Here is a 13,652-nt window from a genome sequence, read left to right as displayed (position 1 = left end):
CCTACCGCTTCACTACCCGGGCCGCCGTAATCAGCTGGTAGCTAGGGTCGTGATAGTCCAGCTTGTCTTTGGGTAGTTCCGGGAGGCCTACCCCATACAAGAAAGCCCCCGCCGCCAAGACGTTGCCGTAGGAAGTAACTTCTTTCTCCGCCGTAGGAAACGTGTCGTGCAGCAACTGCCGAACGGCTTTGTTGGTGAAGGACCAGTACCAGAATTCATTCCAGGTGACGTCGGCCAGGGGCGTGATGCCGGGCACAGTCAGCAGCAACACGCCGTTGGGTTTCAGGATTCGCGCACACGTAGCTAGCGCGGCGCGGCAGTCATAAATAAGCTGTAACGTCTGCGTTAGGATAATGCAGTCAAACGCCGCATCCGGTAGCTGGGGAGCGTCGCACAAGTCACCGATAAACGTAGCCAGCGTGTTGGTAGCGTCTACATGCAGAATGTCGCTTTTCGTAACCTGACCCTTACCGAAGCGCATGGTGTATTCGTTGTCGCCGATTTCCAGCACACGCCCGGTAATATATTTCGACTCCTTTTGCAGGAAGTTCTCTATATAATAGCGGTCCACCGGCCCCCCCCGATCATAGGCAAACGAATTGCTGAACGGAGTAAGCGTGTCAAAATCGCCGAACTGTATATCGCCAATGGCAGGATTGATTTTTCTGCCCAGAAGCTTGTTCTTTAGTTTACTGGCTTTTTGGCGTAGCGTTGATTTCATGTGGCGCTTTAAATAACGTAGGTAGAATATTTTGTTGCCCCGGCGGAGCGTGACTATTTCCGTTGCTGTGAGGTGCTGCTTCTTAATATTTGCTTTGATTAATAGCTCTAGACAGTAGAAATTCCGCAAAAACTTGTCCCCGTAGGCATATGCAGCCTTTTCCCGGGCGGAGGCAAGCAAGGGCTTTTGGGTGGCGCGCACTTTCAGGATGCCCTCCAACATTGCCGGAATATTGCCCGACATGTTGGTTGTGTGTAGGCGGTAGGCCGCAATAAATTCTGTGTGGTGCAGTACGGGGTGGCAACGCGCCACGCGCAGGTACACATCGTAGTCCTCGCAGTTCCGCAGGGTAGGGTCGTACAGTACCTCCTCAAAGGCCCAGCGCTGGTACAGTACCGCGGCAATCATACCAATGTAGTTGCCGCGCAGCAGGTGCAGATAGTGGTCCGCGTCGATGGGCTTGGCCTCGTATTGCAGACGGTTTTCGTCGACGAAGACGCGGGTGAATGCGCCGGAGACGAAGGCGGCGTGGGGGTGCTGTTGCAGGTGGGCCACGTTCAGAGCCAGGGCCTGGGGGTAGAGCCAGTCGTCGGCGTCGAGAAAGACCAGGTACGTGCCCGTGCTGTGGCGGATGCCCGTGTTGCGCGCCGCCGACAGGCCCTGGTTATCCTGGTAGACGTAGCGCAGGGCCGGCTCGTAGGCCAGGGCCACGGCGCGCGTGTTGTCGGTGGAGCCGTCGTCGACGAGCACAATCTCGACGGCGGGGTAGCTTTGCTGCTGCACGCTGGCCAGGGCCTTGCCCAGAAAGTGCGCTTGGTTGTAGCACGGAATAATCACCGATACTACGGGCAAAGCGACGGAGGCCGGGGCAGCAGACATAGGGTCAGGAAAGTGACGAAGAGTGCAGGAAAAATGGGTAGGCTAACTGAGTGGGGTAGGCGCCAACTTGGGACGGTAGAGGGTAGCGACGAAAAACTTCAGTAAGGAGAAAGGGTGATGTTTCAGCAGCGTCCGCGCAATAGGAACTGATAAGGCCAGTTGCCGGTCACGTAGGCGGTTATATAAGCCAGTTGCGTAGTATTTTTTCCAATTCCGGATGCCGTCCTGGTAAGCGCGCTTCTCGGCCGGCGTGCGTAGCTGGGGCTTGTGCTGATAAAGAGTTTGCAGCACAGCGTTCAGCATGGGAATAATATTACCCGACATATTGCTGTTGTGCTGGCGGTAGGCGGCCACTGGTTGGGTATGATGCAGAACAGGATGATGCCGCGCCACGCGCAGGCACAGGTCGTAGTCGCTGCAAATGTTCAATTCCGTGTCGTACAGAAAATCATCGAACACCCAGCGTTGGTAGAGCGCCACAGCAGGCATACCCAGGTAGTTGCCACGCAGCAGGTGCAGGTAGTGGTCGGCCTCAATGGTGCGCGTTACCAAGCTGATGATGTTTTCGCCTGTAAACACGCACATAAACGCGCCGGAGACGAAGGCAGCGTGGGGGTGCCGTTGCAGGTGGGCCACGTTCAGAGCCAGGGCCTGGGGGTAGAGCCAGTCGTCGGCGTCGAGAAAGACCAGGTACGTGCCCGTGCTGTGGCGGATGCCCGTGTTGCGCGCCGCCGACAGGCCCTGGTTATCCTGGTAGACGTAGCGCAGGGCCGGCTCGTAGGCCAGGGCCACGGCGCGCGTGTTGTCGGTGGAGCCGTCGTCGACGAGCACAATCTCGACGGCGGGGTAGCTTTGCTGCTGCACGCTGGCCAGGGCCTTGCCCAGAAAGTGCGCCTGGTTGTAGCACGGAATAATCACCGATACTACGGGCAAAGCAACGGGGGGGAGAGACTCATTCACCAGATAGGTAGGGTAGGGGGTGGTACAATAGCGAATGGTTCTGGTGAGGAAAAAAATTAGTAGAGCACGGGCTCAGCCTGCTCCAGCCGAAACGGAAAAATAGGCCGCACGGCTCCCCACCACTTGCCGTACCAGCGAATGTCGCCCCGGTAGTCTTCCAGATCAAAGGACAAGCACTCCTCATAGGTATAGAGCGGGGTAGCCGTGTCTTTCACCACGTAAAGCGAGATGAAGTAGGATCCATCGTTGAGGAAGTTGCCAGGTATGATGCACTCGCCTTCCACCACGCCCTCCTGACACAAGACGTTGGGCGAGGCCAAGTCGAAAATACACTCGCCACCGTAGGAAAACAGAACCAGATTAGTGCTGAGGTGCGCTTCGCCACTCAGGTTCCAGAACTGAAACTTCACGGCCAGGGGTGTACGAATGTCCAGCGGTGCGTCCGGGTGCGACAACTGCGGAACCAGCTCTACCTTTTTGAAACGAATCAGCTCATTGCCTGGGCCTTCTTCAGGGGTTTGCCAATGCTGGCTGAATTTAAACTTCTGTGCATCCGTCAGATACCCATTTGCTACCTGAGAAATAGGGCCTAGTTGTTTCACTTTGCCTTTTTCAAGCCACAGCCCAGTGTCGCAGATGTTGAGGATGGCTTGCAGGTTGTGGCTCACAAAGAGAATGGTGCGGCCTTCGTTGCGGGATACCTCGTTCATTTTGCCCAAACACTTCTTCTGAAACTCGGCGTCGCCAACGGCTAGCACTTCGTCCAGAATCAGAATATCGGGTTCGAGGTGGGCGGCTACGGCAAAGGCCAGGCGCACATACATGCCAGACGAGTAGCGCTTTACGGGCGTGTCCAGGAACTGCTCCAGGTTGGCGAAGGCCACTATCTCATCAAACTTGGATCGAATTTCTGCCTTGGTCATGCCCAGGATGTAGCCGCTGAGGTAGATGTTTTCCCGGCCCGTCAGCTCCAAGTTGAAACCAGTGCCTACTTCCAGTAAGCTACTGATCTTCCCCCTACCCCGAATGGCGCCTTGTGTAGGGCGAATGATGCGGGATATAATCTTGAGCAGCGTTGATTTGCCGGCCCCGTTGCGCCCCACGATACCCAGTACTTCTCCTTGCTTTACCTCAAACGAAACGTCGTGCAGCGCCCACAAACCCTTTTGGCTGGGCGGAGCATTGTCGGAGGGGTTTAACCCAAAAAAAGGGTCATGCTTTTTACGCACAGCAGTGGTCCACCAGCGTTGGATATCCTGCAAAAAATAGCCTGTGCCGATTGAACCCAGCCGGTACAACTTCGATAAATTCTCGACCTGTATAACGGTTTCAGCCATGCGTATTAAATGATATCAATGAGTTTATCGCTCTGCTTATTGAAAATCAACAGAGAAACAATGAGCACTGCGAAAGTGAAAACACAACTGTAGACAAACTGTGTTATCGTAATTAATCCTTCTCCCAAAAGAGCCAGGCGAAATAATTCAAAAAGCGGAGTCAGTGGATTTAGTTCTACCAGCCAGCGCCATTTATCCGAAACATAACTCACAGGATAAATAACAGGTGTTAAAAACATAAATAGCCGAATTACCATGCTGATAATATAGCTGATATCACGGTATTTGGCAGTGATGATAGAAAATAGTAAGCCCAAGCCTAGGCTCAAAAGCCCAGTTAAGATAATACAGACAGGTACTAATAATAAACCGCTTGCGGGAGGTAGCTTAATAGATTGGAAAACTAAATAATAGAGCAGCACGCACAGAAGCAATCCGAACTGAATACCAAAGTGCAAGAGGTAACCACTCAAACGAGCAAACGGTACAATTAAACGCGGGAAATACACTTTACTAAATAGCTGGGCATTTTCCCGGAAGGTAGAAGCAATACCCAGAAACGTGTCGTTAAATAGATTCCAGAGCACGATACCTGCCAGGTAAAATAATACAGGCGGCAGCCCACCCGTAGAAATACCGACTACTTTTCCAAAAACCAGTACATATGTAAACAGAGTGAGAATAGGCTGTAGTAGCACCCACAAGGGCCCTAATACAGTTTGCTGATAAATCAATAAGAAATCACGACGTACGAAGCCTACCGCCAAATGGCGATACAGCCATAGCTCCGTAAAGCTATTTCCCCACCAGTTGCTTTTGCCAGTGATTTCCCAGTCCCACTTGGTGTTCTCTTTAGTTGGCATATTTCTTCTTTAAGGCAGTAAGTACAGTTGCTACATATTTATTTTGAATAAAATAGCGATGAATATATTTATACTGTATAATGTATTTCATGTATAATTTTACGGCTAAATAAATGGTTTTTGGATTCTGATCCATTTGCAGCGCACCGTGTAGTTGTCGGAAGGCGGCCGGTTTATCTCGCAAATACAATCCGTTAGCAATATGTGCTATGTAAATAGACGCTCTCTGTAAGGCTATCTTTTTACAAGTAGCTTTTTCACTGTCTGGTAAATAATTTTGTATAATCTGTATTACTTTAAGGGAGTCGGCAATATTTTGCCCAGACATAAATGACTTGGATGTAATATTATCGCGCTGCAGCGTTCTATAGCCAGCCAAACATTTGGGAGAATAAGCTACTGGAAAATGAGCGGCAATCCGAGTCCACATTTCCCAATCTTCGCCATAGTGCACAGCAAAAAAGCCTCCCAGCTGTTCGTATACTTTGCGCTTCACCACCATACAGGGTGGGTCGAGGTGCTGGTATTTGGCATTTTCTACCGCAAAGTTTTCTAGTAACCCAGGCTGCTCTGTTAGGGGCTTTTTGCCAATCAGAAATTCTCCTTTCTCGTCGATGAAGGAAGAATTAGTGAAGGCCGCGCCAGCTTCAGGAAACTGGGTGAAGAGGTGTTGAATCTCTGCATAAAAGCCTGGTTCCACTACATCATCTCCGTGTAAAATATGCACCCACTCTCCTTGTGCCCGATTAATGCAGGTTTCAAAGTTGCGTAGGCTGCCCACGTTGTGCTGCTGGCGGTAGTAGCTGACGCGGCCTTTAGCTAATGCATACACCATGGCTTGCACGTCGCCATCTGTGCTGTAGTCATCCACTACCTCAATCTGCATCACATCGGCCCCTGGATCTTGGGCTAGTACACTGGTAATCGTATGGTGCAGATAAGCAATGCAATTATAGGCCGGAATCATGACCGACCATGTATAGCGCTTGCTCCCTGGGGCAGTGGGCAGGATGCGAGGTGGCTGCTTGGGAATACGTACAAAGGCCTCCCCTTGCTCTAAGGAAGAATCACGCATTATAAATATGATTTTTTATACTCTTACCCAAGCAATCAGGCGGGTTATCCGCTCAAATACCAGGAAAATAGGTGTGATAAAGCGTCAACTGACTGGAAATATACAGCCAATCTATGAATAATAGTCAATTAAATATTGATATTATTAAAAAATATAAAGGTGATGTGGCTAAGGTAGACGAGTTGTGCTTTCCTCACAACGGGCAATACTGGTGTTCTACTTGCAAAAGGTCAAGGTATTACCTGCCTGCTCCCGATTGCCCTTATACGGACTATGGCTCTTTTGAACGCGCACTGGCTAGCGTGTTATAGCACAATAGGAGTATAGAGCCACTGCTTGCAGGTAGCTATGCGACCAGGGTCTATCGCCGTTCCCGCCACAGTTTATTGAACGACTTGGGCGCCACCTCCAACGCCTCGCGGCGCTTGTTCCAGCCTACCAGCGTCAGCATCCGGAACAGGGCCCAGTTTTTAGCGCGGGCGGGCAGCAGGTTCAGCAGGCGCCGGTTCAGCATGGCCAGTTTCCAGAAGTAAATGGCGCGGGTTTCCTCCGAGTCGACATGGCCTTCCTGCACGCTCTGCTGGCGGTTTTTGAGCAGTAAGTTGTGAATATTGATTTTGACCGGGCACACCGAAGTGCAGGCGCCGCACAGGCTGCTGGCGTAGCTTAAGTGCTTGTTTTCGGCTAGGCCCGAGAGGTGGGGCGAAATAACGGAGCCGATGGGGCCGGAATACGTGGTTTCGTAGGTGTGGCCGCCGATGTTTTTGTAGACGGGGCACACGTTGAGGCAGGCGCCGCACCGGATGCAGTGCAGGGCCTCGCGCTTGTCGGGCTGGGCCAGCAGGTTGGTGCGGCCGTTGTCGAGCAGCACCACGTACATTTCCTCGGGGCCGTCTTTTTCGAGTGGCTGGCGCGGGCCGGTATAGATGGTGTTATATACCGTTACCTGCTGGCCGGTACCGCTGGTGCTGAGCAGGGGCCAGAACAAATCCAGGTCCTGAAGCTTGGGAATCACCTTCTCGATGCCCACAATGGCAATGTGCGTGCGCGGAAAAGTGGCCGACAAGCGGGCGTTGCCTTCGTTCTCGGTCACGGCTACGGCGCCGGTATCCGCAATCAGGAAGTTGCCGCCCGTGATGCCTACCTCCGCTTGCGTGTATTTGTCGCGCAGGAGGTGGCGGGCCGTGAGTACCAGCTGCTGGGCATCGTCGGTGTGCTCAATGCCTAAGTGCTTCACAAAGATGTCGGCAATGTCCTTTTTGCTCAGGTGCATGGCCGGCGTCACGATGTGGTAGGGCCGCTCACCGTTCAACTGCACGATGTACTCGCCCAGGTCAGTCTCGATAGAGTCTATGCCGTTTTTGCCGAGGAAATCGTTTAGGTGAATTTCTTCGGTAGTCATGCTCTTGGCCTTCACCACCGTGCGGGCCTTGCGTCGGGCCATAATCTTGCCCACTTCCAGCAGGGCTTCCTGCGCGTCCTGCGCCCAAATCACTTTGCCACCCCGCGCCGTGAAATTGCGCTCAAATTCCAGCAGGTACTCGTCCAGGTGGTTCATCACCTTGGCCTTGAGGTAGGACGCCCGTTCCCGCGCCAGCTCGTGGTCCTCGTAGAATCCCAGGCCGGTTTGTACAGCCGCGTTGTACTTGCCAATGTTGAAGCGAATCTTACGACGGTGCTCCAGGTCAAAGGCTTTCGACTCCGAATCGGTGAGGAATTGGGTGGACTTCATGATGTTGGGTTTTGTTTTGCGCGGAGTGCGCAGCGTTTTGGGGCGTCTGTTTGGTAAGGACTCAACTGCCGACCCAACAGACAGACGCCCCAAACGCTGCGCACTCCGCGCAAAAAATTAAAACTATGGCTTGTTGGAATCTACCACAATCCGCTTATCCCGGTTGGCCAGGTCCCAGGCGGTGTAGAACACCAGGCGGGCGCGAGGCTCCATCTTCTGAAACTCGATTTTCTCTACCTCGTCGCCGGCGCCGTGGTAGTCGTCGTGCACGCCGTTGAAGAAGAACGCCACCGGCACCTTATGCTTGGCAAAGTTATAGTGGTCGGAGCGGTAGTAGAAGCGGTTAGGGTCCTGGGGGTCGTTGAAGCGGAAGTCGAGGTTGATGTTGTCGTGCTTCTTGTTCTCGTCCTGCAAAATGGTGTGCAGCTCAGAGGAGAGCTTGTCGGAACCAATCACATACACGTAGGTAGGCTGGCCTTCGTGCTCCTTGTCGGTGCGGCCTACCATGTCGGTGTTCAGATCGGCTATGGTGCTTTCCAGCGGAAACACGGGGTGGTCGGTGTAGTATTCTGAGCCCAGTAGGCCTTTCTCTTCGCCCGTCACGGTCAGAAACAGGATGCTGCGGCGCGGACCGTGGCCGTCGGCCTTGGCCTTGGTGAAGGCCTCGGCCATTTCCAGCACTGATACCGTGCCCGAGCCGTCGTCGTCGGCGCCGTTGTTTACCTCGCCATTCGTGATGCCGATGTGGTCGTAGTGGGCCGAGAGCACCAGCAGTTCATCCTTCTTATCGGTGCCTTCGAGGTAGCCTAGCACGTTTTCGGTGGTGAAATCCTCGGTTTTGCGGGGCGCTTTGATGGCAAATTTGGTAGGCTTGAAGGGCGCTACCACCGGCTTGCCGGCCTTGCTCACGCTCTGCTGATACTTGGTAACGGCCGCCGCCGTGGTGCCCAGCATCTTGTACCCTACCGCTGGCGATACAAAAAACATGGTAGCGCGCGGCGTTTTTTGCGCGTCTTTAAACGCAATGCTCGGCCGGTTCACGTAGCCCGCCATCCGGCCCGCCAGCTTCTGGAAATTGCTATTGGGGTTGAAATCCACGAAAAACACGCTGCGCGCCCCTTTTTGGATGGCCAAGGCAGCCTTGGCCCGATAATCGGTGCCCCACTTGCTGGGGTTGCCATCTTTGCCAAGCAGCGGCTGGTTTTGGGCATTGGTCGGCTCCCCGATTAGTATAATCAGGTCCTTCCCTTTCACGTCGAGACCCGTGTAGTCGGAGTAGCCGTCCTGCTCGATGCCGTAGCCCACAAATACGGGCTGCACCGTGGTTTCCTGCTGGAAGGGCGAGGCGCCCATACCGTAGAAATCCTGGAGCCACTGGTAGGTCTGGCCGGCCACCTTCAGAGTAGCGCCGTCGGCCCAGGAGCTGCGCTCCATCGTGAAATGCTGGAGGTAGGGATTGTCGGAACCCTGCACCGGGCCAGTCAGGCCCAGTTCCTTGAAGCGGTTGGCAATGTACTCGGCGGCCATTTTCTGGCCTTTCTCGCCGGTTTCGCGGCCCTCGTACGCATCAGAGGCAATGATGCTCAGGTGCTTGCGCAGGTCTTCCTGCGTGATGGTCTGGGCGTAGGTAGCGGCCAGGTCGGAACCGGCGGGTAGCACCGTTTGCGGGGCCGACTGCTGTGGTGGGGTGGTAGGTGCCTCGGTTTGGGCGCCGCGCTTGTGCTTTACTTTGACTTTTTTGGGCTGCTGCGCCACGCTGGCCGTGGTGCAGCACGCTGCTAGCAGCAAGGTCAGGAGAGAGGGTTTATTCATTAGTTAGTTCTTAGAGTCTTCGTTTTTTAGGAGAACGTTATTTGATAGAACGTCATTTCGAACGCAGTGAGAAATCTCGCGTGCTGATGAGAGGTAGTAACTCAATGCCAGCACGCGAGATTTCTCACTGCGTTCGAAATGACGTTCGTAACCAACGGTTACTGCTGCACAATCAGGACCGAGGCATAGGCCGCTACACCCTCACGCCTACCCACAAAGCCCAGCTTTTCGGTGGTGGTAGCTTTAATGCTGATGTCGTCTTCGGCGATGCCCATCACCTCGGCTAGCACGCGCTGCATTGCCGGGATGTGCGGGTTTACTTTGGGGGCTTCCAGGCAGATAGTGGAGTCGATGTTGCTGATCTGATAGTTTTTCTCGCGCAACAGGCGCACCACTTCGGCCAGCAGGCGCTTGCTGTCGATGCCTTTGTACTGCGGGTCGGTGTCGGGGAAGTGAAAGCCGATGTCGCGCAGGTTGGCGGCGCCCAGCAGCGCATCGCAGATAACGTGAATAAGCACATCGGCGTCGGAGTGGCCCAGCGCGCCGTGCGTGTGGGGCACCTGAATACCGCCCAGCCAGAAGGGTAGGCCCTCCCGGAGCTGATGAACGTCGTAGCCGAAGCCGGTTCGGATTTTCATAGGAAAAGCGAGGAATAGAAAATGAAGGCCCAAGATACGGCCCTCGCCAGACTCAGCCTGTATGGGCGCGCAACGAAAAAAAGTATAGCAATGGTAAAATATTACGCAGTGCCATCCGTCTGCCCCAGCATATAGTAAGGAGCCGCTGAAAAAAACAGACGGAAACTTTGGAGTCAATTAAAGTTTCCGGTGTATCTTTGCAGCGTGAGTATGGAAACGAAAGACCGGATATTACACGCTGCCAGGGAGTTGTTTATGCGCAACGGCATTCGCAGCGTATCGATGGACGACATTGCCAACCACCTGGCTATGTCGAAGAAGACCTTGTATAAGTGGTTCAGCAACAAGGATGAGATTGTGCATACATCCATCCAACAGCACTTGATACAGGAATCAACCTGCGAAGTTCCTACCAAAGGGGCTGCTAACGCACTGGAAGAAATGTTTCAGCTGATGCAATGGCACCGGCAGTTTCTGAGCGAGTTGCACCCCAGCATCTTCTACGATTTGCAGAAATACCACCCACAGGCCTGGGCGCTGTTTGAAGAGCATAAAAAAAACTTCCTACTACAAAAGGTAATTGAAAACCTGGAGCGGGGCATGGCCGAAGGCGTGTACCGCCAGGATCTGGACTTGGCTGTATTGGGGCGCCTGCGCCTCGCCGAAATAGACCTCTGCTTCAACCCCGATATTTTCCCGCACCGGCAGTTTGAGCTGCTTCAGCTGCACACTGTGTGCCTGGAGCATTTTTTACTAGGCATATCGTCTCTCAAAGGCCATAAACTCATCAACCAGTACCGTCAGGTAACGGAAGCCGAATAGCCTTTTTCTCTTTCCCTATATGAAAAACATTTGCCGCCTATTGCTGCTCCTCGCAGTGCTGGGTTTCCTGAGCTTGCACGAGATGCTGGCCCAAACGCCGGCCACTGGTCAGCCCGTTGCCACCAACGCGCCTCTGGCGTTGTCGTTGCCCCAGGCCATCGACTACGCCGTTAAGAATAAATCCACGCTTCAGTCCACGCGCATCGACCAGCAGCTGGCCGCCGCACGGGTAGGGCAGGTGAAGGCGCAAGGCCTGCCGCAGGTAAACGTAGCAGCCTCCGTGACGGATAACTACAAGCTGCAACGCTCCTTGGTTGATTTTGGCGCTTTTGGGGGCAGTCAAGGTCCATTAACGGGTGCTGCCCTCACGCCAGAAGCTGTTGCGAATGCACAGAACGGACAGGTAGTGACGCTCTCGCCTACTTATGACCCGTATGTGCCCGCACCGCCTACTGCACTGTCGCTAGGCTTTCAGTGGCAAGGCAATGCTTCTGCCTCGGCTTCGCAGCAGCTATTCAATGGCTCCTACCTTCTGGGGCTGAAAGCGGCTAAGGTATATCAGGAGTTGTCGGTGAAGCAGACCAAGCAAAGCGAAATCGACGTGGTAGAGCAGGTATCGAAAGCCTATTATAGCACGCTAGTAGCCGGGCAGCGGCTGGAGCTATTATCGCGCAACGTGGCCCGCCTCGATACGCTGCTGTACCAGACCCAAAAGACGTTTGAGGCTGGCTTTGCCGAGAAGCTGGACGTGCAACGCCTGCAAGTGCAGCGCAACAACCTGCGCATTGAGCAGCAAAACGCTGAGCGTCTGATTGATCTGAGCGTAGCACTATTGAAGTTTCAGATGGGCCTCGACCAACGTCAGCCCGTGCAGCTCACCGATTCGCTGAGCACGGCCGTGCTGGATGCTGAGCGCCTCAAGCAGAGCCTGACCCAAGCCGACGCCAATTTCAACTACCAAAACCGCATCGAGTACTCGGTGCTGGAAACCCAGCGCGACCTGGCGGCCCTGGATGTGCGCAACCAGAAAGCCGGCTACCTGCCTACCCTCAACCTGATTGGGGCCTACGGCTTCCTGGGTTCGGCTCGCTCGCTGCCTACCTTAATGGAGTTCCGCGGAACAGGTTCGACAGATCCGAAAACGGGATTTCCCAACCAGAACTGGTTTGCCTTCGGCAACGTGGGCTTGCAATTGCAAATCCCGGTGTTTGACGGCTTCCGCAAGAAATATCAGGTGCAAACGGCTAACCTGACGCTGAAACAGGTGAATACGGGTTTCACTACCCTCCAGCAGACCATCGACCTGCAACGCACCCAGAGCCAGACCACCCTGCAAAACGACCTAGATGTGCTGGCCAACCAGCGCGCCAACCTAGACCTGGCTACGGAAGTAGCGCGGGTAGCCAAAATCAAGTTTCAGGAAGGGGTAGGCTCCAACGTGGAGCTGATTACGGCCGAAACCGACCTGCGCCAGGCGCAGACCAACTACTACTCAGCGCTCTACGATGCGCTGGTTGCCAAAGTAGATTACGACAAAGCCAGCGGCACACTCTATAACAAATAAATAGTCACTGGCCCTTTTTCAAGATACTCCTCCGCTCCTATATGAAACGCTCCTTCTTTACAACTGCTAGCCGTCCGGTGCTAGCCATCAGCCTGATGAGCCTGCTGGCCGCTTGCGGTCAGGGCGACAAAGACCCGGCCGCCCGGTTGGCGGAACTCAAAAAAGAGCAGGCAGCTACCCAAGCTAAAATTGCGGACCTAGAAGCCAAAACCGGCGCCAAGGAAGCGCAAGCCGCCGCGCAGGCCGTGCCCGTATCGGTACTAAATGTGCAGCCCGAAAACTTTGCTAGCTACCTGGAAGTGCAAGGTAGGGCCGATTTTGATGAGAATGCCAACGTGTCGCCGCGGGCGCCGGGCACCATCACCAGCATCCGCGTGCAGCGCGGCGACCGGGTGAGCAAAGGTCAGATTTTGGCTACCCTGGACGCGGCCGTGCTGGAATCCGGCATTGCTGAGCTGCGCACCCGCATGGACCTGGCCCGCGTGATTTACGAGAAACAAAAGCGCCTCTGGGACCAGGAAATCGGGACGGAAGTGCAGTATCTGCAAGCCAAGAACAACTACGAGGCGCTCAAGAACAACCTGACTACCCAGCAGCGCCAGCGCGACCAGTACAACGTGCGCGCGCCCTTCGCGGGCACCGTGGATGATGTGCCGGCCAAGGTAGGGGAGTCGTCGGGGCCTGGCTCGCCGGTGGTGCGCCTGCTCAGCGGCAGTAGCGGCAAGATTGTGGCCGACATCTCGGAAGCCTACTCCAATAACATCAAGCCCGGCGACAAGGCCTTAGTGAGCATCCCCGACATGGGCGAGGAAAATATTTCCGCCACGGTGCGCACAGTCAGTAGCATCATCAACCCCACCAGCCGCACATTCACCATTGAGCTGCGCCTGAATAGCTCAGCCGCTGTGAAGCTGCGCCCCAACATGGTGGCCACCGTACGCATCCAGAACTATAACCGACAGAACGCCACCGTGCTACCCGTAGACCTGGTGCAGCGCGACGAGCAGAACAGCTACGTGTACGTGGTCGAAAACAAAGGCCAGCAGAAAATAGCCGCCAAGCGCGTTATCGAAACCGGCGCTACGTACAACGGTAAAGTGGAGGTAACCAGCGGGTTGAAAGCCGACGACCAGGTAGTATCTGCAGGCTATCAGAATTTAAACCCCGGTCAGGTCGTTTCACTGTAGGGGCGGCTTGCAGCCGCCCGTCGTAGAACGAAGGTCGGTAGAATGGATACGTGCGAATACAT

The 13,652-nt window shown here is 54.5% G+C and carries 11 protein-coding genes; 3 read left to right on the top strand and 8 right to left on the bottom strand.

Annotated elements, in window-relative coordinates; all coding sequences use genetic code 11:
• Nucleotide 1: 1 nt before the first annotated feature.
• The 8 genes from H8B15_RS04905 to ispF form a co-directional block, all read right to left on the bottom strand.
• Nucleotides 2–1,600 (bottom strand): glycosyltransferase, encoded by a 1,599-nt coding sequence (locus tag H8B15_RS04905; protein ID WP_187318554.1) that lies wholly within the window; start codon nucleotides 1,598–1,600, stop codon nucleotides 2–4.
• Between the two features lie 42 nt (nucleotides 1,601–1,642).
• Nucleotides 1,643–2,560 (bottom strand): glycosyltransferase, encoded by a 918-nt coding sequence (locus H8B15_RS04900; protein ID WP_187318553.1) that lies wholly within the window; start codon nucleotides 2,558–2,560, stop codon nucleotides 1,643–1,645.
• Nucleotides 2,561–2,616: 56 nt separating this feature from the next.
• Entirely contained in the window at nucleotides 2,617–3,897 is a 1,281-nt protein-coding gene (locus H8B15_RS04895) for an ABC transporter ATP-binding protein (RefSeq protein WP_187318552.1), read from the bottom strand.
• Nucleotides 3,898–3,902: 5 nt separating this feature from the next.
• The gene (locus H8B15_RS04890) at nucleotides 3,903–4,760 is read right to left on the bottom strand and encodes an ABC transporter permease (RefSeq protein ID WP_187318551.1); all 858 of its coding nucleotides are present in this window, start codon (nucleotides 4,758–4,760) and stop codon (nucleotides 3,903–3,905) included.
• Nucleotides 4,750–5,835 (bottom strand): glycosyltransferase family 2 protein, encoded by a 1,086-nt coding sequence (locus H8B15_RS04885; protein ID WP_187318550.1) that lies wholly within the window; start codon nucleotides 5,833–5,835, stop codon nucleotides 4,750–4,752. Before H8B15_RS04885 ends, H8B15_RS04890 begins: the two co-directional genes overlap by 11 nt.
• Nucleotides 5,836–6,196: 361 nt before the next feature.
• Nucleotides 6,197–7,567, bottom strand: a complete 1,371-nt coding sequence (locus H8B15_RS04880; protein WP_187318549.1) for a LutB/LldF family L-lactate oxidation iron-sulfur protein — start codon at nucleotides 7,565–7,567, stop codon at nucleotides 6,197–6,199.
• Nucleotides 7,568–7,690: 123 nt separating this feature from the next.
• Nucleotides 7,691–9,379: a M28 family peptidase gene (locus H8B15_RS04875; protein ID WP_187318548.1), complete on the bottom strand. Its 1,689-nt coding sequence runs from the start codon at nucleotides 9,377–9,379 to the stop codon at nucleotides 7,691–7,693.
• A gap of 158 nt (nucleotides 9,380–9,537) precedes the next feature.
• Nucleotides 9,538–10,017 carry a 2-C-methyl-D-erythritol 2,4-cyclodiphosphate synthase gene (ispF, locus tag H8B15_RS04870; protein ID WP_187318547.1) on the bottom strand — a complete coding sequence of 160 codons (480 nt, stop codon included), beginning with the start codon at nucleotides 10,015–10,017 and terminating at the stop codon, nucleotides 9,538–9,540.
• A 210-nt stretch (nucleotides 10,018–10,227) separates the two neighbouring features.
• Between ispF and H8B15_RS04865 the strand changes: the two genes are divergently transcribed.
• The 3 genes from H8B15_RS04865 to H8B15_RS04855 are packed head-to-tail and all read left to right on the top strand — an operon-like array spanning nucleotide 10,228 to nucleotide 13,590.
• Entirely contained in the window at nucleotides 10,228–10,839 is a 612-nt protein-coding gene (locus H8B15_RS04865) for a TetR/AcrR family transcriptional regulator (RefSeq protein WP_187318546.1), read from the top strand.
• 19 nt (nucleotides 10,840–10,858) lie between these two features.
• Nucleotides 10,859–12,403, top strand: a complete 1,545-nt coding sequence (locus tag H8B15_RS04860) for a TolC family protein (RefSeq protein ID WP_187318545.1) — start codon at nucleotides 10,859–10,861, stop codon at nucleotides 12,401–12,403.
• A gap of 41 nt (nucleotides 12,404–12,444) precedes the next feature.
• Nucleotides 12,445–13,590 carry an efflux RND transporter periplasmic adaptor subunit gene (locus H8B15_RS04855; protein WP_187318544.1) on the top strand — a complete coding sequence of 382 codons (1,146 nt, stop codon included), beginning with the start codon at nucleotides 12,445–12,447 and terminating at the stop codon, nucleotides 13,588–13,590.
• Nucleotides 13,591–13,652: the final 62 nt, after the last annotated feature.

It is taken from the genome of Hymenobacter citatus (assembly GCF_014333615.1).
Taxonomy (GTDB): domain Bacteria; phylum Bacteroidota; class Bacteroidia; order Cytophagales; family Hymenobacteraceae; genus Hymenobacter; species Hymenobacter citatus.
This window is presented reverse-complemented; position numbering and strand designations above follow the sequence as displayed.